The 18,442-nt window shown below is 66.5% G+C and carries 14 protein-coding genes; 12 read left to right on the top strand and 2 right to left on the bottom strand.

Going from position 1 to position 18,442, the window contains the following annotated elements; translation table 11 throughout:
• Window positions 1–623 precede the first annotated feature (623 nt).
• The 5 genes from AC1D1G_RS11175 to AC1D1G_RS11155 all read left to right on the top strand — a co-directional run bounded on the left by AC1D1G_RS11175 (window position 624) and on the right by AC1D1G_RS11155 (window position 3,497).
• Complete coding sequence (locus AC1D1G_RS11175) at window positions 624–1,421, top strand: hypothetical protein (RefSeq protein WP_477952139.1); 798 nt, start codon at window positions 624–626, stop codon at window positions 1,419–1,421.
• Window positions 1,421–1,753 carry a hypothetical protein gene (locus tag AC1D1G_RS11170; protein ID WP_477952138.1) on the top strand — a complete coding sequence of 111 codons (333 nt, stop codon included), beginning with the start codon at window positions 1,421–1,423 and terminating at the stop codon, window positions 1,751–1,753. Before AC1D1G_RS11175 ends, AC1D1G_RS11170 begins: the two co-directional genes overlap by 1 nt.
• Window positions 1,754–2,141: 388 nt before the next feature.
• Window positions 2,142–2,618: a hypothetical protein gene (locus tag AC1D1G_RS11165; RefSeq protein WP_477952137.1), complete on the top strand. Its 477-nt coding sequence runs from the start codon at window positions 2,142–2,144 to the stop codon at window positions 2,616–2,618.
• 45 nt (window positions 2,619–2,663) lie between these two features.
• Window positions 2,664–3,095, top strand: a complete 432-nt coding sequence (locus AC1D1G_RS11160; protein ID WP_477952136.1) for a hypothetical protein — start codon at window positions 2,664–2,666, stop codon at window positions 3,093–3,095.
• Window positions 3,096–3,227: 132 nt separating this feature from the next.
• Window positions 3,228–3,497 (top strand): hypothetical protein, encoded by a 270-nt coding sequence (locus AC1D1G_RS11155; protein ID WP_477952134.1) that lies wholly within the window; start codon window positions 3,228–3,230, stop codon window positions 3,495–3,497.
• A gap of 64 nt (window positions 3,498–3,561) precedes the next feature.
• On the opposite strand, the gene AC1D1G_RS11150 is transcribed toward AC1D1G_RS11155, so the two are convergent.
• Window positions 3,562–4,413 carry a hypothetical protein gene (locus tag AC1D1G_RS11150; protein ID WP_477952133.1) on the bottom strand — a complete coding sequence of 284 codons (852 nt, stop codon included), beginning with the start codon at window positions 4,411–4,413 and terminating at the stop codon, window positions 3,562–3,564.
• Between the two features lie 758 nt (window positions 4,414–5,171).
• Between AC1D1G_RS11150 and nrdH the strand changes: the two genes are divergently transcribed.
• The 7 genes from nrdH to AC1D1G_RS11115 all read left to right on the top strand — a co-directional run bounded on the left by nrdH (window position 5,172) and on the right by AC1D1G_RS11115 (window position 17,825).
• Entirely contained in the window at window positions 5,172–5,399 is a 228-nt protein-coding gene (nrdH, locus tag AC1D1G_RS11145; RefSeq protein WP_477952132.1) for a glutaredoxin-like protein NrdH, read from the top strand.
• A 24-nt stretch (window positions 5,400–5,423) separates the two neighbouring features.
• Window positions 5,424–5,687 (top strand): hypothetical protein, encoded by a 264-nt coding sequence (locus tag AC1D1G_RS11140; protein ID WP_477952131.1) that lies wholly within the window; start codon window positions 5,424–5,426, stop codon window positions 5,685–5,687.
• Between the two features lie 56 nt (window positions 5,688–5,743).
• On the top strand, window positions 5,744–6,295 hold the full coding sequence (locus tag AC1D1G_RS11135; protein WP_477952130.1) for a DnaB-like helicase N-terminal domain-containing protein: 552 nt from the start codon (window positions 5,744–5,746) through the stop codon (window positions 6,293–6,295).
• Entirely contained in the window at window positions 6,292–6,483 is a 192-nt protein-coding gene (locus tag AC1D1G_RS11130; protein WP_477952129.1) for a hypothetical protein, read from the top strand. Before AC1D1G_RS11135 ends, AC1D1G_RS11130 begins: the two co-directional genes overlap by 4 nt.
• A gap of 1,258 nt (window positions 6,484–7,741) precedes the next feature.
• Window positions 7,742–8,104, top strand: a complete 363-nt coding sequence (locus AC1D1G_RS11125; RefSeq protein WP_477952128.1) for a type II toxin-antitoxin system HicB family antitoxin — start codon at window positions 7,742–7,744, stop codon at window positions 8,102–8,104.
• A 197-nt stretch (window positions 8,105–8,301) separates the two neighbouring features.
• The gene (locus tag AC1D1G_RS11120; RefSeq protein ID WP_477952127.1) at window positions 8,302–8,928 is read left to right on the top strand and encodes a hypothetical protein; all 627 of its coding nucleotides are present in this window, start codon (window positions 8,302–8,304) and stop codon (window positions 8,926–8,928) included.
• Window positions 8,929–9,161: 233 nt separating this feature from the next.
• Window positions 9,162–17,825: a helicase-related protein gene (locus AC1D1G_RS11115; protein WP_477952125.1), complete on the top strand. Its 8,664-nt coding sequence runs from the start codon at window positions 9,162–9,164 to the stop codon at window positions 17,823–17,825.
• Window positions 17,826–17,910: 85 nt separating this feature from the next.
• On the opposite strand, the gene AC1D1G_RS11110 is transcribed toward AC1D1G_RS11115, so the two are convergent.
• Window positions 17,911–18,306, bottom strand: coding sequence for a pentapeptide repeat-containing protein (locus AC1D1G_RS11110; RefSeq protein WP_477952123.1), 396 nt, complete (start codon window positions 18,304–18,306; stop codon window positions 17,911–17,913).
• Window positions 18,307–18,442 lie beyond the last annotated feature (136 nt).

Raw genomic sequence — 18,442 nt, 5'->3', positions numbered from 1 at the left:
CCGCTGCGCGACCAGGCACCCCACTCCGGAAGAAGCGTTTCGGCGCGGGACTCGCTTGCGTGGCCGCGGTTGCCATCCGCTCGGTCAGGGACTGTTGATTGGATGTGCAGCGCATCCCACGGCCACCGCGCGGAGAGAAGCTACCTTTTCCGACATCCCACCGCTTCTGCCGAGCCGCACCCGGTGCAGAGCCACGACATCCGCGAGGCCGTGATCGCCCAGCAGGTCGGCGYCGACATTTCGCGACGGAGACGAGCCGCCATGGATCACCAGCGAACCGACGAGTATCGGAATCCGTCATGAACTCGCAGATTTCACGCATAGCTCATGGAATCCGTCAGTTTTGAGCGAAATCGAAGGCAGAGCCAATCGGCGCCATTGCGACGCCGCTACCAGCTGAAATCGGAGGATTCCTGATGCAACGGCTCAATCGAACCTGCGCGCACTCCGGTATGTGGTCATTCCTCCAGTGCTTAAGACGCCGAAATGTGCAGGTCATCGGCGTACCTCAGTGGGTTCCCTCCGAGCTGAGGCGTCACCCAGGTTACACCTTCTTCGAAAGTATGTTCGACTACACTGGTGGGTGGATCGGATCGGGTTAGGGATGTGTGAAGGCGGCGAGTATGAGCGAACTGCCCATTGCGCCTGCCTCGAACGGGCTCACCAAAGCGGAGAAGCTCGACCAGCTGCGGCGGAAGATGGCGGCGATTCCCGCCCGGTCCGAGGGCACCGCACCGGCTATGCCGCCGGTGATGCTGCGGTCCGTCGATGAGCCGACACCGGTTGTGGCCACTGCTCAGACCACGCTGCGAACGCTTCCTGTGCCCTCTCCGATCGCGGAGCTACTTCCACGTGGAGGGCTCGCCCGGGGCACTGTGGCCAGCGTCGCTGGAACGTCGTCGGTGCTGGTCGGGCTCCTTGCCTCGGTCACTGCGGCCGGTTCACACGCGGCCGTGATCGGAATGCCGGATCTGAGTCTGCTGGCCGCGGTCGAACAGGGTGCGGACCTCTCCAAGATTGCGCTTGTACCCGCACCGAAGGACTCCGCGGTGGAGGTCGCGGCGATACTGATCGACGGCGTTGACCTCATCATTCTTGGGCTTTCGGGTGCGGCAGTGACGCCGTCGAGGGCGAGGGCGGTGGTGGCGCGGGCACGGTCGAAGGGCGCCGTCTTGCTGGTGGCTGAGGGGCACTGGGACGGGGTGGATCTGCGCATCGAGTCCCGAGTCGCTGGATACTCCGGTCTCGGCGAGGGGCACGGCCGCGTCACCGGGGTGCAACTCGACGTCGCGGCCGCCGGCAAAGGATTCCAACGGCGCACGCAGCGTATGGAGCTCCGCAGCGACTCCGGTTCGGTGGCCTGGCGCACGGTCCCCGAGGTCCAGGCCACCGGCCACGCCCCCTTGCGAGCTGCACTGTGATGAACACCGACAGCTGGACCGAACGATGGCCCGAGCACCCGGTCATCAGGACATTCGACCCGCCGCGGGCGGTCCAGGTGGACATCGGCAAGGCGTTGCCGCTTGGGCGTGGGGGCGCGGCGCGCGCCGATTACGTCAGCATGCGGGTGAAGAGTTCGTCGGTCTACCTGTCGGGTCTGCTGCCGGCGCTTCAAACGCACTGGTTCCAAATCCACGATGGACAGTGGTGTGCGGCGATCACCGTGTACGTCACCGACGCCGCGGGGATGAACAGCCTCGAGCTCGACATGGTCGTGACCGCCGACGCCATCAGCGAACCGCCCTCCGCCTAGCTGCCGAACGCGGGCCCGCCGTCTCGGATGAACCGGTGACGCGGCCGAACGCTGTCGTCTATCAGCTGGGGATCCGCCTGCCCGGCGGCCTGGCCACCTTCGGTGTCCTCCAAGCGGATGCTCCGCTGCGCTCCGCCCTGGTGAAGAGCGTTCTTGTTGTTCCCTTCTGGCCTTCCGAGTTTCGCCGGCGGTGACCTGCGCGCAACCGCCGACGCGGGGCGGCCTTCGGCTCCGAAAATTCTCTCCTCCGCAAGCTCCCCCGAGATTTTTCGGCTCGACAGTTGCACTCCGGCCCCCTCATACCGGCGCCCCTCTCCCATGCCAGAAGGGCACAAAAACTGATCGGGCCGCCGCAGGTGGTCCGGTTCCGACGAAAGGTTCCCGCTACATGGGCACACCGACAGCACCCGTCGCTCCCGCCGTGGAGACGTCAGAGCTGCTCGACTACCGGCACTACGGAACCCTCGAGGAGATCTACACCCGGGAACTGATCCGACTGGCGGCGGTCGGCGTCGCCGATCCCGAGGTGACCTCGACCGGCGGCAACTGCTACGCCCTCACCGGCGACGCCGGTTACGCCCCCGACGGCCGATCGATCTACCTTCTCGCCACCACCAACGGCGAACCCGCTCTGACGACCGGTGAACCCATTACGAGCTGGGTTGTCGGCCTGTACGACACACAGGGTGACTCAGTCGCCCTGGCAATGGGCGAGGCCAGCGTCGATGCACTCGGAGACTCTCCCGATGCACTCGGCTGCGCAGTCACCCGCGCCCGCACGGCACTGCACCAGTACACCGGCGGTGCACCGGCAGGGAAGGTCGCTCTCATCGGAGACCAGGGCGTGACCTGGATCCCCGCATAACCACCAAGACCGCCTACACCCATCACCGAAGGAGAACGAAAAACTATGTCGACGAACATTTTCCAGGCTGGCGACCGCGTCATCATCGACCCCGTGGTCGCGAACAAGGACATGAAGGGGCGTGTTTTCGAGGTGGTTCGCCGGTTGAAGGTGAATTACGACGTCAAGCCACTCGACGGTGTCGGCCCCTTGGTGCGGGCGCAGCCGGAGGTGCTGTTACCCGCCCCCGCGGAACTGTTGGCGAAGCCGATCGTCGCGGTCGCGCCCTTGTCGACCGGCTCCATGGTCCGGGTGAAGCGGGCCCGCAATATCGATCCGACGACGCTGTTCGTGGTCCTCGCCAACGGCGCCAAGGTGAAGATCGCCGAGTTGGGTGGCGAAGACGGCCGGTACTGGAATGTGCCGCGGAGCGCACTGGAGAAGGTGACGATCGACCTCTTCGCAGCCACGGCCAGTGCTCAGGTGGTCGAAGTCTGACGCGGGATCAGCCGATAGCGCGGCGCTCGGCAGGCACATCTTGACGATCGAGTACCGATCCGCTGAATAGCGAGCGCACCGGGCAGCAACTATCTGCCCGGTGCGCTCGCCCAGAAGGAAAAGAGCGACACCATGACCGAGCCCGGAAACCAACTTTCTCAGCTCGACCTGTTCATCTCGTGCGCTGTCCCCACCTGCGACTTCCCAGTCGTCGAACCCGGTGACGTGTGCACCGGATGTCAGGACGAGTTCGGCCACATGCTGCGAGCCCGACCCGCCACGCCGTGCGTATCACCGCAGCTCGATCCCGCGCACTCCGCCGGCATCCCGGAGCAGAACAGGACGAGCCGGACCTCCAGCGCCACTGACGAGCTCGCGCGGGCTCCAGAGGTGATCTGTTGACTGGACTACGCAGCGACATGCGCGGTTCCTTGGCGATGGCGTCGCAGAGGGGGAGATATTTGGTCTAGGCGTCGCGCAGAATCGCGCTGCGCCAGCGAAGTCGAAGCCGCGCTAATATCCGGTGCGCTTTACCTTCGATTTCACCGTAGTAGCGGACAAGCTTTGACAGCTCGGCAGGAGGCAGCACGCCCGCGAGCTCGGCATCGAGGTCACGCTCCAGTCCCATCCTGCCAATCCAGTCCTTCACGAATTTGGTAACGAGTTCATGGGACCACTGCGCAAGCCCAGCGCCGAGACAACCATTCAGATACCACGGATCGGCAGGGAACGGGCTGTCTGCAAACTTGCCACGAAGCCGCTTCTCCATGACGAAGTCTCGGTCGGCAACGTCAATTGATTCAGGGGTGAAGTGCACGAGTGCATTTCGGAGCTGGATCAGTGACGTGATATCGAGGAACATCTGTTCACTGGCCTCGTTGTAACGGTTTTTCTTTTTTAGCGCGCCCTGGTACTTGGACTGAAGACGGTAGGAGTCGTCCCCCTTGCTCTGAGGCCAGATTTTGTCATCCCATGTCTTGGCCAAGCTCTGTTGGTCTTCCTTCGTGAGTCCGGACAGGCGACTGGAAATGTCGCCGACACCCCCGGACTCCGTATGGGAGGCATCCTGGTACAGCTCGTTGATGTAGGCCTCGAGGAACGAGACGGCAGCGAACACTGCAGACACCACATGTGCACGGTGGAGGGTATCGATAGTTTGGTGGCCAGCCCTGAGCAGTGCATCTTCGCGAAGCCGAGCCTGCCCAGCGTAGTAACGAGCAGCCCACAAATGTGGGGCAGCGAAGTACTGACGGGCGAGCACTGAGGCGTGATTCAACGCGAAGGCTTGCTCTTGAGGATCGTTCTGCTTGTCAGTCACATCCAGAATTCTCTGTGACGTTCCTGAGCCACCCGACATCGGTCACAGTAGCGTCGGACATCGACGCTGTTGGTGGACCCGGCTAGCCGCCTCTCCACTCCGCGTTGGGCATCGGAAGATGTCCCTGATAGGTGCTCTGCTGCGCTTCGCGCAGAGCCCGTGTCTACGGACTGGGCCAGCCGGTGCGCCCGGCTGGGTAGGCGCAGGAAGGGGCCGCGCTAATCCAGTAAAGCTGGTTGTGCGAGCAAGGCCGGACCTGCACGAAGGTGCGTGGCCGTTGGGAGTGCCGAGGGTGCACCCGCGGATAGCTGGACCGTCCGTCCGGTGCGGCCCGATGAGAATCCCGCACCGGACGGAACTAGGAGGATTTMCGAACAGGGCCAAGGGTGGCCCCGCGGCGATCGAGTGCGGTCGAATTCTATTCTCGCGCCATTTCTAAAAGGGTTTGAATTACCTGTTTTCAATTCTTGGGATTCGGTAATTCGAGCAGGTATATACCCGCTCCCGAGGCGAATTGCATTCCACTAAGTCGCTTCTTCCTGGAGTTAAATACGCCGCCGTCCCGTCGTGCGCTAACCGCGAGTCTGTTCGATGAAAGTGCAGTTAAACGCCATGATCGCGAGGTGTGGTGGCGAACTGGAAGCGGACGAAAGAAAGGCTCTAAATTGCTCGAAAAACTAGCCGGTATATGTAGAAATATCTCGAATTTCGACTACAATAAGAATGGTAGGGAGAGCGCAAACGGGGAGGGATTGAAAATGTCGGTTCAGGTATACAGCAAAAGCTCGTGTGTGCAATGCAATGCCACCTATCGGGCCCTCGACAAAGAGGGGATCGAGTACTCCGTGATCGATCTGGAGGGCGACCCTCACGCCGTGAACGCTCTGCGGGCGCTCGGCTACAGCCAGGCCCCGGTCGTCATTGCCGGTGACCAGCATTGGGGCGGCTTTCGCCCTGACCGCATCAAAGCCCTCGTAGCTGCCTGAGTCCCTGTAACCGAGAAGGTCGCCATGTCGTACATCTCCGCGCCGACGCTGCGCCGGTTGTCCATCGCCGCACTCGGTGGGGTGGCCGGCCTCCTCCTCGTGGTCGGCAGTGCCGAGACCGTGTCACAGCCTGCTCGATACGACCGCAGTTGGGAAACCGCACCTGAGGGCACGTCCTGCCGAATTGGACCCGGAGATCCCGGCCACGTCGTCGTGGCCAGGTTCAAGGGCAAGGTGTGGAACCAATGCCACCAGCTCCTTCCAGGCACCACCCGGCTGTACGAATGACGGCCCGGCTCACCGACCCCGGTCAGCCGAACATGCCACCACGAAAGGACCGCCCAATGACCGCCGCCCTCGCGCTCGTCCCGGATGACACCGCCGTCGACACTGACCAGATTCAGGTCGGCGACATCGACACCAACACCCATACCGATGTCGAGGCCCTCTGCCTGTGCGCTCTCTTGTGGGCGCCCAGTGAGGCTGCGGCCCGAGCTGTCGCCGCCCTCGAGGCCGAAGATTTCGAACGACCTATCCACCGCGAACTGTTCACCGTTATCGCCCGACTCGTGCGCGCCGGAAAACCCCACGACACCACGATGGTCGCCGCCGAACTCGAACGCACCGGAAACCTCGCCGGTCACCACGGCTCCGAACGGTCTCGCTACCTGGCGAACATCACCACCCGTGGAGCCGATCACATCGCCGTCGACCACTACACCCGCACCGTTGTCAGCCAGGCATACCGGCGCAGCTTCCGCGCCGCCGCCCAGTCCCTCGCTCAAGCCGCTGAGCAGCTGCCCGAAGACCAGCTCTTCGAGCACCTGGTCGCCCTCGGTCGCCAGCAGCGAGCCGCCACAAACCGTCTCAATCACCTCAGAGGAGAAGGCCAGTGACCATCCACGCCAACGGCATACACACCGACGACGAACGTGACGCGTGGAATCTCCACGAAGCGGGGCTGAGCTGGACGCAGGTCGGCCGGGAGATCGGCTGCACCGAGGCCGCGGCCCGCGCCTTCGCCTTCGCCTACCAGCAGCGCACCGACGCAGCCGCGAGCGAGAACCAGGGCTCCTTGTTCTGATGCGGGCAAAGCACATGTCGGCTCGGCCGATGACATGGACTACGACCCGCGCCTGACGTCGAGGCGCAGTTCTGAAATGGCGCGAACACGTCGAACGAGCGGCTGCCACCATGCGGCCGTGACGGAACGATCAGAGCTGATTGAACCAAGCAACGAAGATGTTCCATACATCTGCGAGCGGAGGCCACACCATGTAGCCAAGGTCAGGCAGTAGGCCGATCATTGCGCCCCCTCCTTAGAACTGATTCCACCAGGTCGCGAAGGCGATCCACGCAGAGCCCGGAAGTAGATAGGGGGCTGAGAAGATGTCGACGGGCAGGTCGGGCAGAAATCCAATCATCAGTTCATCGCCTGCCACCACTCGACGATCGGCCACCAGACCGGCATGGTCACGGTTGCGAACCACACGTAGAAGTCACCGATCGGGCCATACATTCCTGGGGGTGACATGGCTAGAACTGATTCCACCAGTTGGCGAAGTTGACGTACCAAACGCCCGGTGGCCAGATCGGGTCGCCGAACACCGGGATGTCAAACACGATGCCGATCACGGCTGTCTCCTGGTCCTCCCGACCTGCTTGAGGTATCGCTGACGTTGCACTGCCCGTTACTCCGGCAGAGCCCCACGAAGCCCCAAACGAAGGACAACCCTGGCGCATCACGGCCGACCAGGCGACGGGGGTAGGAGCGAAAAGAATGCCCATGGTGCTGCCGGGTCGGGGTCCGACAGAGCCATGGGCTCAATGGGGATTCTCTCGAAGCCCGGCGGCGTTACACCCCGACACGCGGGCCATCGACCCTCCCCCACCACCGCGCCCCGCGACCGAGCGGCTCGCCGCCACATCCGATCACTCTTCCGGCGCGGGTAACAGCGGCGACACCGCACGCTGATTCGTCTGACCAGCGGAGTTTCGGTGCGTTGGCCCGACGTCGAAGGACGCTGACATCTCTCTCACAGCCCTCAACGCCAATCTCGATAGTATCGCCGGTGATACCATTCCCATATGTCGAAGCAGGCGAAGCTGATCGCGAGGATGCGGGCGAGCCCGCAGAGCGTGACGTATACCGAGCTGTTCAACTTCTGCTGCGACATATTCGGGGAACCGCGGCAGCGCGGCACCTCGCACGCGGTGTTCAAGATGCCGTGGGCGGACGACCCGCGAGTGAACATCGAAGAAAGGCAGCGGCGGCAAGGCGAAGCCCTACCAGGTCGGCCAAGTCGTCATCGCATACGACAAGCTCACGAAGGAGGCTGGCGATGGCTGACGCATCGCACTACACCTACCGGGTGACCTGGTCGGCAGACGACGGCGAGTTCGTCGGGGCCGTCGCCGAATTCCCGTTGTTGTCCTGGCTGGCGGAAACGCAGGCCGAGGCACTCGACGGTGTCATCGGCGTCGTCCGTGAAGTGCTCGAGGACATGACGTTGACCGGCGAGCAACCACCGGTCCCGATCGCGGACCGTCCCTACAGCGGCAAGTTCATGGTGCGTACTTCCCCGCAGGTGCACCGGACTTTGGCGATCGAAGCCGAGGAACAGGGTGTCTCGCTCAACATGCTGGTCAACCAGAAGATCGCGGCTCCGGCTGCGCCTCGGTCGGCGGCCGCCGGCGCCGCCTGAGGGAAGGCCGCAGGCAAAGTTGTAGAACTTTAACAACTTTGCGCTGCAAGTACTTTCGCGAAATCCGTCATAGGCTTCATGTGCTTTGTGTCCAACGAATGGGCGCACGGGAAGGTCACGCTTCGCGTGGCAGCGCATGAGAGGGGCCAGACGGTTGAGCGAACGCAGCGAGCACATCATCCAGGGAGGAAACGACGATGGCGGAGTTCGATCCGACGATTCGCGCGGAAGTGGAGCGGATCTGGCGGGAGCATCTGGGCGTGGACCCGGGCGCGACGGAGGCACAGTTGACGGCGCAGTTCGACGAGGAGGCAGCGCGGCTCTCGGAGCTGGTGGTGCAGCGAGTCGGGGGCGGCCAGGGGTATCTGGTGCGGAATTGGAAGGCCGAGCATCCGGGGCAGGATCCGGACGTGATGACGACCCATCAGCTGATCGCGCAGGCCGAGCACGACAGCCGGGAGGCAGTGCTGACCGAGGAGCTGTACTCGCAGGTGCCGGAGATCAGCGAGGAGCAGATCGCCCGGGAGCTGAAGATCGAGCAGCGGATCGAGGCGGAGATCGCGGCGAAGCGCCAGGCACGCGACCCGGATCGGTGGCGGACGTCGATGGTGGAGATCCCGCCGTTGGCGTGGCAGGTGGTCGACCGGGTGTGGCCGAGCGAACCGGACGCGTTCCAGGGGTACGCGGCGGCGCTGATCGCGCAGAAGATGGAGGACAACGAGACAACACCGCTGACGGCAGCGGACCCGCTGGCCGACGAGCTGGCGCAGATGATCGACGAGCAGATCAAGGCGTCGAAGGCCGCGGGGAACCGAGTGGTGTAGTCCCGGCGGAGCTCATCGCCTACGCCCGCGCCCAGCGGGACGCCGACGCGCTGCGGCAGAAGGTCCGGACCCTGCGCGAGGCCACCAAACAGGTCCAGGCCCAGGTCGCCGAGGCGGCGTTGCTGGGAACCGATCCGGAGCACTCCCGCCGACCACACCTTGCACGTGGAGCACGCGGTCGGCGGGGAGGAAGGCGAGCGCTGATCGAGGACCTGACCACGACCGCGGACCGGATGGCGGCCCGGGTCGAGCGGGTTTCGGCCGATGCCCACGAGGCCCGCGACGCGGCCGAGCGTGCCCGGCAGGTGTGCACTGATGCCGGCTACGACGTCGCCGGGGTGGATATCGCCGCGGTCAGCCGAGTACGGCCCCCGCGCCGGACCTGGCGGGACCGGCCCGCGACCGACCGCCAGCAGTCGTATCTGCGCACCTTGCGGCGTAGGCGTGGGCTGCCGGTGCGGCTGCCCGACGACTTGACGATCGGCCGCGCCGACGAGCAGATCAAGATACTGCGCACCCGGTCCGGGAAGGTCGCCGACGCCTCCGATCCGGAGATCGCCCGCATCCTGGCCGAAGCGGAATCGCAACGGGCGCGGGACGAGCGCGCCGAGCACACCGGACCGCCGCTGTCGCCCGGGCAGGCACGTGAGCGCTCCGCACTGATACGCGACCAGCTCGCGGCACAGAAGGCGGACCGGGAACACCGACCACCGCAAACGCCCACCCCGGCACCGGACACGGAGAACCTCGCGGGTCGGCGGCCGCTGCGGGAGCTGGTGGCCGAGTTCACCGCCCAGCGCGAACCCACCGCCCCCGCCGAGGACGTCACCGCGTTGCTCGACGAGATCATCGGGCAGGTGATGGCGGACGAGGACCTCAACCTGGCCGCCGGAGCGCAGTCGAACACCTTTGAGCAGTTCACGTCCTGGGCCATGCGCCGCGCCCACGACGAGGTGCAGGCCGGTCTGGTCGAGCAGGTGGTGAGCGAGGACCCGCAGATCGCGGCCGTCGCCCGCGCCGCTCTCGACGACCCGGCGCACTGGCAGGCTGCCGCCGCCCAGCTGCCCGCCCGCCTCTGGGCGCAGCACAATCGCGACCGCACGGCCGCCGACGCCGCGGTCACCGCCCTCGAAGCCGACCCGGCCGTCACCGAGGCCGCAACCGGCCCGGCCGAGCAGTTCACCGCCGCACTGCCGGTGCAGCAGGCCATCGTCACCGTCACCGCCGCCGCCGGCCCCGAAACCGAGACCGAGCGGCAGCAACTGGCCGAGGACACCCTGACCCGGGTGCACGCCAACAGCCACCGCACCGATCCGGTGGACTGGCGGCAGATCGGCCGCGACGCCTGGACCGAACACGGCCTGAGCGGCGGAGCCCCCATTCCGGCGGCGGACCCGCGAGTGCGCGCCGCGCTCGACGGCGTCCCGGTCGGTGACCCGCGTACCGAGCAGATCTTCACCGACTGGAACCGCGGCTGGAACGGCGCCCGAACCGAGTGGGCGCGCGAACGTGAGGACGAGGTCCTCACCGATCTCCAGGCCGAGATGGTCACCCACCCCCGCCTGCAGGTGCTGCGGCGACGACCCGAGGATCACCTCAGCGTCGGCCGCCACCGGCTGCTCAACCACACTGTCAGCGACTGGCTGCTGTCCGTCGACTCCGCCGACCCGCAGTACCAGGCGGCGGCGCACTGGCTGCACGACAACATCGCCACCACCCTCGACACGGTCCACGAGGTGGTCAAGACCTCCCCCGAGCTGGCCGCACCCGCACCGGAGACCGCTCCGGCCGTCGAGGCGGACATGACGGTCGCCGAGGTCACGGCCACCGCGGTGGACGCGCCTGAGGCTGCTGTGGAGGCCGGCGACGAGATCCCGGACCGGGAGAAGATCCACGCCTGGCTCGATGCCCAGCGCGTGCACACCGCCTTGATGCTCGACGGTGCCGATGACGCCGTCGTGGCCGAGGCCGAGAAGGCGGCCGCCGGCGCCCGGGTTCTGATTCCGGACGCCAGCCTGCGCGCGTGGCAGGCGGCCGGGAGCATCGACGACCGCGCCGCCGACGTCGAGAAGTGGCGGGACTGGGCCCAGGGCGAGCTACGTCAGGACCCGCTGGTGGTGGCCTTGGCGGCGAGCACCCTGGTGAGCAAACGGACCAGCGTCGTTCTCGAGGCCGCCGCCGCAGATCTCGCCGACCGCCTCACCGGCCGCCCGGACCTCGCAGCGGTGATCGACGACCACGGCGGTCACCAGTGGCTCACCGCCGAGGTCCGGGGCCCGCTCCTGGGCGCACTCGGGGACACTTACCGCGACAAGGCCACCGACTGGCTTGCCCGCGACATCAACACCTTCGTGGCGACGGGCCGTCCCCGCACCCAGGTGCACCGGTTCACCCTGCACACCGGCACTCCCGTGTGGGAGGTCACCACCGACGGCGGTAACAGCCGAGAGTTGTGGGGCGGGCATCACCTGCCCGCGGTGCGCCGCGCCACGACCTCAGGCCGTGCCACCAGCGCGGGCCCGGTCCGGGAGGGCCTTACTGCCGAACAGGCCCGCGGGCGGTTCGCCGAGATCACCGGGCGGGCACTGAGCCAGGACGAGGTGTTCGCCGCGGCCGCAACGTCGCTGCACCCGAGCCTGAACCGGACCGGGTTCTTGACCTCGCAGGGCTGCCGGGAGCTGCGCGGCCGCGTCCTCACCGAGTTCGAGCGCGACCACCGCGACCTGGCGGCAGCCTGCCGCTCCCACGGACTCGACACCTCGGAGCTGTTGCGCCTGGACATCGCCCATCAGGCGTTCGACACCCTGCACACCAGCGCCCGTGAGCCCGACGACCTGTTCACCGCGGCGACCGGGCCGGCCGATCTCGAGGCGCTGCGGGACTCGGAATACCTTGTCGGCGAACCCGGCAAGGACCGGGCGCAGGTCAACTATCGGTGGCGCACCAAGGACTGGCAGGTCAGCCGCGGCGACGCCGATCCGGTCATCACGGCAACCCTCGCCGAGGCGATCACCACCGCCCGCACCGGACGACGCACCGAGTCGGCTGCGGCGACCGAGGTCACCGCGAGAATCACCGGTGAGCGCGACACCCGAGACCACGTCGAGAACGAACCCGCAGCCGACGTTCCGCCGGTCGCCATCCAGCCGGTCCCGGACCAGCCGGAGGTGACGGCCGCGAACTTCGTCCTCGGTGCCGAGGTATTGGCCCCGTCGGGGGCGAAGGCCCGCGCCCGGGCGAACATCGACGCGATCCGCCTGGTGCACCAGCTCGGCGACGAGAACCGGGCAGCGACCCCGGCCGAACAGCGGATCCTCGCCGCCTGGTCCGGGTGGGGTGCGGCCGGGGACATCTTCGACAAGCGCAAGCCGGAGTGGGACGATCTCCGCACCGACCTCTCCGCCGTGCTGACCCCGCCGGAGATCGACGCCGCCCGCGCCTCCACCCTCAACGCCCACTACACCGATCCGGCGATCGCGGCCGAGATGTGGTCCGCGCTGGGCAGAGCCGGGTTCACCGGCGGCCGGGTCCTCGAACCGGGCTGTGGGGCCGGCAACTTCATCGGTCACGCCCCGAAGGGCACCCGGATGGTCGGGGTGGAGCTGGACCCGATGACCGCCCGGATCGCGCACCACCTGTATCCGGGGCACCAGGTCCGGGGCCACGGATTCGAGAAGTTCTCCCCCGACGAGGGCGCCTTCACCGCGGTGATCGGCAACGTCCCGTTCGGCAACTTCGCGGTCGGCGACCCGCTGCACAACCCGTCCGGGCTGACCATTCACAACTATTTCCTCCGCAAGTCCCTGGCACTGACCGAAACCGGCGGCTATGTCGCGGTCATCACCAGCGCTTTCACCTCCGACGCCCAGCGGACCAAGGCCCGCGAGGAAATCGCCGAACTCGGTGACCTGGTCGGCGCACTGCGGTTGCCGACCAAGGCATTCGACCGGCAGGCCGGTACCGATGTGGTCACCGACCTGCTGATCTTCCGCCGCCGCGAGGCCGGCCGCGCACCGGCAACGGCGACCGAGCAGTGGATCACCACCTCGAAGGCCGAGCTGGCCGACGGTGCGATCCAGGTCAACGACTACTTCCTGGCCCACCCGGAGAACGTGCTCGGCGAACTCGGGGTCGGGTCGGGCATGTACTCGGCGGCCACCTTGAAGGTGACCGCCGACCCGTCCCGCCCGTTGGCCACCCAGGTCCGTGACCGGCTGAGTGTCATCGTCGACACCGCGAAGAGGGCGGGGCTCGGGCAGGACGCCGAACAGCCGGCCGCCGACCCGATGCTCGATCGGGCGGGGTTGATCACTGCGGAAGAAGCCGCGATCACCGAGGTTCCGGGATCGGTGCGGTTCAACGATGAGATCGAGATGTTCGAGCAGCTCTCCCTCGGCGGCCGGTGGATGCCGGTGCCGTCGAAGATCGACAAGGCCCGCACCGCCCAGTGGAAGTCCATGCTCGCCATGGCCGGCACGGTCACCGACCTCGTCGACGCCCAGCGCACCGGCGGCGACGAGGACACCAAGAACCGGCTGCGGGCGCAGCTGAACCGCCAGTACGACGGGTATGCGCGTAAGTACGGGCCGCTGGGCCGGTTCACCTGGGTCACTCCGGGCCCGGCGACGCAGAAGGTCATCGACAAACGCTTCGCCGACCTGGAGAAGAAGTGGCGGACCAACAACGGCGACGAGACCGGCCCGGTCACCGGGGCACTGCCCGAGGACGTCGCCGCCCGGCTGCTGGCGGAGGCATCCGAGCCGAACCCGCCGTGGAAGAAGATGCGGCACCTCGAGGGCGCCATCCGCTACGACCCGGCGATCCAGCTGGTCCGCAGCATCGAAATCTTCGACGAGGACACCCAGCAGGCGCGGAAGTCGAAGATCTTCACCGAGGACGTCATCACCCCTCCGCAGCGGGCGGAAACCGCCCAGGACGTCGCCGAAGCGCTGGCAGTCAGCTTGGACGAGACCGGGCAGGTCGACCTGGACCGGATCTCCGGGCTGGTGGGCATCGACATCGACGCCGCCCGGGACCAACTCGCCGGGCTGGTCTTCCCCAACCCGGAAGACCCGACCGAGCTGATCCCGGCGCCGAGGTTCCTGTCCGGAAACGTGCGGGAGAAGTTGGCGGCCACCGAAGCCGCCGCCAGGCAGGACCCGCAGCTCTACGCCGGCGCGGTCGATGCACTGCGGCAGGTGATCCCGGCGGATCTGGATCCGACCAACATCACCGTCCGCCCCGGCGCGAACTGGGTGCCGACCCCGATGTACGCGCAGTTCATCCGGGAAGCGTTCTCGGTGCACCCGGACACCCGCATCGCGGTCGAGTACTCCCCCATCACCGCGTCCTGGGACTTCACGATCGCCGGCGACCAGTACACCGACCCCTACGGGCTGCCGTACGAAACCGCCGGGGACCGGCGCGGCGTCGACGGGTTGTCGTTGCTGGAGAAGATCGCCAACAACCAGCCCATCCGGGTGTTCAAGACCGAGGCCGAACTCGAGCACTCCCCCAAGCCGCGGTTCCACGAAGAGCTCACCGAGGAACTGCAACAGCGGGCCGAGATGCTCGAAACGGCGTTCGGGGACTGGCTGTTCAACGACCCGGCCCGCACCGCTGAGCTGACCCGGGTGTTCAACGACCGGTTCAACTCCTTCGTCGATCCCGCCTACAACGGGCAGGGTCGCACCTTCCCCAGCCTGCGGATCGCACCGCATCCGCACCAGGCCGCCGTCGCGGTGCGGCAGATCAACGAACCGTCGGTGCTGCTCGACCACACCGTCGGCACCGGCAAGACCTGGTCGATCACGATGTGCGCGATGGAGATGCGCCGCCTCGGGCAGATCAAACAGCCCTGGGTGGTGGTCCCGAACCACCTCATCGACCAGTGGGGCCGTGAGGTCGCCGACGCCTACCCCGGTGCCCGGGTGCTGGTGGGTGACGACTTCAAATCCCGCGCCGACCGGCAACTGTTCATGGCGCAATCGGCCTCCCAGGACTGGGATCTGGTGATCGTCCCGGAGCCGGCCTTCACCAAGATGCAGTGCTCGGTCGACACCCAGGCCGCCTACATCGCCGACGAGATCACCAAGCTCGAACAAGCCCGGGAAGCGGCCACCGGGCAGAACACCATCAAGGAGATCGAGAAGGCCAAGAAGCGGTGGCAGGACAAGCTCGAGAAGAAGATCAACGCCGACTCCAAGGACGTCGGGTTCTCCTTCGAGCAAACCGGCTGTGACTACCTGTTTCTCGACGAAGCGCACATGTGGAAGAACCTCTCCCGCCAGTCCAACAACGCCGACCTGGCGCTGCGGGAGGGATCGAGCCGGGCCACCGACCTGGACATGAAACTGTCCTACCTGCGGCGTAAGTACCGCCAGCGCGCCGCCGTCGAGGGCCGCAAACCCGTTCCGGAGAAGGTGGTCACCTTCGCCACCGGCACCCCGGTCGCCAACAGCATGTCCGAGCTGTGGGTGATGACGAAGTACCTGCGCCCGGACCTGCTCGAGGCCGGCGGCATGGAGAACATCGACGCCTGGGCGGCGAACTTCGCCGCGATGCGCCAATCGGTCGAAATGAACGTCACCGGTTCCGAACTGCGGTCGGTGTCGAGGATCGGCAAGTTCGTCAACCTGCCCGCCCTGATGTCGATGAACGCCCAGTTCACCGACGTCGTCATCCGTGAGCAGGTCCCCGCGACCCTTCCCGAGATCGCCGGCGGCGGCCGCCAGAACCTGACCTTCGAAATGCCGCAACAGGTCCGAGACTTCATGATCGACCTGGACGAGCGGATGCAGATGTACACCGGCAAGACCGCGCACATCGACAACCCACTCAAGATCGGCAGCGACGGCGCCAACGTCACCCTCGACCCCCGCCTCGGCGGCCTCGACGCACCACCGGCGGGCGAAGGCCGGGTCGACCTGCTGGTGAACAAGCTCTGGGAGATCGAGCAACGCACCGCCGACACCGTCTACTACGACGAGGCCGGCAACCCGGAACCACGCACAGGCGGTCTGCAGATCGTGTTCCTCGACCGCGGCACCCCCAAGACCGGCCGCGACGACACCGTCTACGACATCATCCGCGCCGACCTGGTCGCCCGCGGCATGTCCCCCGGCGCGGTCCAGTTCATCCAGGACTACCCCAAGCCGAAGGACAAGCGGGAGTTGTTCGCCGCCTGCCGACGCGGCGAGGTGAAAGTGCTCATCGGCTCGTCGGAGACGATGGGCACCGGCATGAACGTGCAGAAACGCGCGACCGCGCTCTACCACGTCGACTGCCCCTGGCGGCCCGCGGACCTCGAACAACGCGAGGGCCGGATCATCCGGCAGGGCAACCAGAACAAGACCGTCGAGATCATCAACATCGTCGGGGAACGCTCCTACGACACCACCAAGTGGCAGACCGTGGAGAAGAAGTCCGCCTACATCGAGCAGCTCCGCCGCGGCGCGATCGACTTCTCCGAGGCCGAAGACATCGGCAGCGACGACATGACCTCGTCGATGGCCGCGACCAAGGCCGCCGCGACCGGCGATCCCCGCTACATCGAGGTCGTCGAACTCGAAACGCAGCTCCGCAAACTCAACGCCGAGGCCCGCGCCCACCGCTCCGACCAGGAGCGAATCAAGTGGCAGCTGCACGACAACCGCACCCGATTGCCGATCCTGACCAAGGAGATCGAGGAAGGCCGCGAGGTCGCCGACGCCCTCACCGCCTGGGGTGAACTGCCCCGCAAGCAGCGGACCCTCACCGTGGGCGGTCGCACGGTCTCATTCGCCGAACCGGCGGAGGTACGCAAGGCGGTGCAAACCCGACTGGCGCACATCGTCCGCGACCTCGAACGCCAACCCGACGGACAGCACCTGGTGGCCGAGATCGCCGGCGCCGAAATCTCGATGGGCCGGCTCCCGGTCGGCGGGTACGCATTCCGGCTCACCGGTGGCATCGTCCGCACCGTCGACGCCGAGGTCGTCGACCTGGCACTCGGCAGCGCCGACGGCGGATCCGGCATGGTGACCCGGCTGACCAACATGGCCGCCGACCTGCCCGCCGCGATGAACCTGCACGTCAAGGACCGCGACTACATGGTCACCCAGACCGAGCAGCTCGCCGACAAGCTCGGGGTCCCGTTCGCCAAGACCGACGAGATCACCCGCCTCACACACACCTACAACGAGATGCGGGCCGACCTCGCCGCCCGGGAGAACTCCCCCGAGGCGCTCGCCGAGAAGGAGGCGACGAAGGAACGATTGGCGGCCACGGGCATGTACCGCGGGTGGACCCGCGACCTCAACCCCACCCGCGGGCACGCCGAAGACCAGGGCATGACCGAGGACGAGCTGCGGGAAGCCACCCCGGCCCGGATGGTGGCGGCCGCGAAGGAACACGCCGAACGCAAGGCCGAGCTGGCGGCGAACCCGCAACCACCACGGTGGCAGCGCACCGACGAGATCGGCTCCGAGCTCACCGCCGGATTCGACCGTGACACCGGCGATCCCGGCGCCGTGGTGAAGTGGACCGGCCGCGATTGGTATTGGTCCGCCCACAACGACAGGGAAACCCTAGACAGCGGCACCTTCCCCACTAGGGACGCCGCGATCTCCGCCGCCGAGAAGACAGTCGGAACCGCCCTCACGGAAGCCGCCATACCACCGGTGGCGGTGTGGGAACGACACCACGCTGCGCTGACCGAGGTGCGCGCCAACGGGACCCAGCCTGCGGCCGCCGCCGAAACGGCGACCGACAAGGAGCTGGCCGAGGTCATGCGGCTGGTCCACTCCGACTACCCCACCCACGCAACCACGGCCGCCGCAACGAACACCGCCACGATCGAGCGGATCCCACCCGGCCTGCGCGCCGAACGCAGCCGCGACACCAGCCCAGAAAGGTGAGACCGACGGGCACGACCCCATGCGGTAACCGATGATCGGCCCTGAGCGGCACCTGTTCGTCGGGTTGGTCAGGGCCTCGCACCGGTCATGTGCGCTGATCGTTCGATGGTTCGTACCTCTCCTGCGGGAAGTCCTCTGTCGGCCAGATCGTGCTTGAGTCATGGCGCGTGCCGGTCAGATTCGTATCGGTTAGGTCGGCTCCGGTTAGGTCAGTTTTGGGATCGGTAAGGTCTACATCGGTAAGGTCAACAACTAGATGTGCGCCCGTCAGATCCAGGATCCCAGTCTTGCCCATGATGCTGGTTACTCCGGTTAGGTCTGCGGTCAGGTTGGCATCGGTCAAGTTAGCCCCCGTCAGGTTCGCGCCAGTCAAGCTTGCGGCCGATAACCGTGCGCCTGTCAGGTTTGCGCCGGTCAAGTTGGTGCGATGCAGAATCGCGAAGCGAAGATCCGCCCCAGTCAGATCCGCACCATGAACCATCCCGGGTCTCATGCACACACTGTCATTTGTGTGCGACCGGTTGATCGGCACGGTGTTCAGCGTAGTACTTGGCTTCGTACTCGGCCGGTGGGATCCGCCCGAGACGATGCATGAGCCGGCCGGTGTTGTACCAGTG

It is taken from the genome of Rhodococcus sp. P3_B8 (assembly GCF_056402775.1).
This window is presented reverse-complemented; position numbering and strand designations above follow the sequence as displayed.

What these genes read in the sequence shown, in the direction of transcription:
- AC1D1G_RS11175 (WP_477952139.1), top strand. Translation starts at nt 624, where the DNA reads ATGAGCGAACTGCCCATTGCGCCTGCCTCGAACGGGCTCACCAAAGCG.
- AC1D1G_RS11170 (WP_477952138.1), top strand. Translation starts at nt 1,421, where the DNA reads ATGAACACCGACAGCTGGACCGAACGATGGCCCGAGCACCCGGTCATC.
- AC1D1G_RS11165 (WP_477952137.1), top strand. Translation starts at nt 2,142, where the DNA reads ATGGGCACACCGACAGCACCCGTCGCTCCCGCCGTGGAGACGTCAGAG.
- AC1D1G_RS11160 (WP_477952136.1), top strand. Translation starts at nt 2,664, where the DNA reads ATGTCGACGAACATTTTCCAGGCTGGCGACCGCGTCATCATCGACCCC.
- AC1D1G_RS11155 (WP_477952134.1), top strand. Translation starts at nt 3,228, where the DNA reads ATGACCGAGCCCGGAAACCAACTTTCTCAGCTCGACCTGTTCATCTCG.
- nrdH (WP_477952132.1), top strand. Translation starts at nt 5,172, where the DNA reads ATGTCGGTTCAGGTATACAGCAAAAGCTCGTGTGTGCAATGCAATGCC.
- AC1D1G_RS11140 (WP_477952131.1), top strand. Translation starts at nt 5,424, where the DNA reads ATGTCGTACATCTCCGCGCCGACGCTGCGCCGGTTGTCCATCGCCGCA.
- AC1D1G_RS11135 (WP_477952130.1), top strand. Translation starts at nt 5,744, where the DNA reads ATGACCGCCGCCCTCGCGCTCGTCCCGGATGACACCGCCGTCGACACT.
- AC1D1G_RS11125 (WP_477952128.1), top strand. Translation starts at nt 7,742, where the DNA reads ATGGCTGACGCATCGCACTACACCTACCGGGTGACCTGGTCGGCAGAC.
- AC1D1G_RS11120 (WP_477952127.1), top strand. Translation starts at nt 8,302, where the DNA reads ATGGCGGAGTTCGATCCGACGATTCGCGCGGAAGTGGAGCGGATCTGG.
- AC1D1G_RS11115 (WP_477952125.1), top strand. Translation starts at nt 9,162, where the DNA reads ATGGCGGCCCGGGTCGAGCGGGTTTCGGCCGATGCCCACGAGGCCCGC.
- AC1D1G_RS11110 (WP_477952123.1), bottom strand. Translation starts at nt 18,306, where the DNA reads ATGGTTCATGGTGCGGATCTGACTGGGGCGGATCTTCGCTTCGCGATT.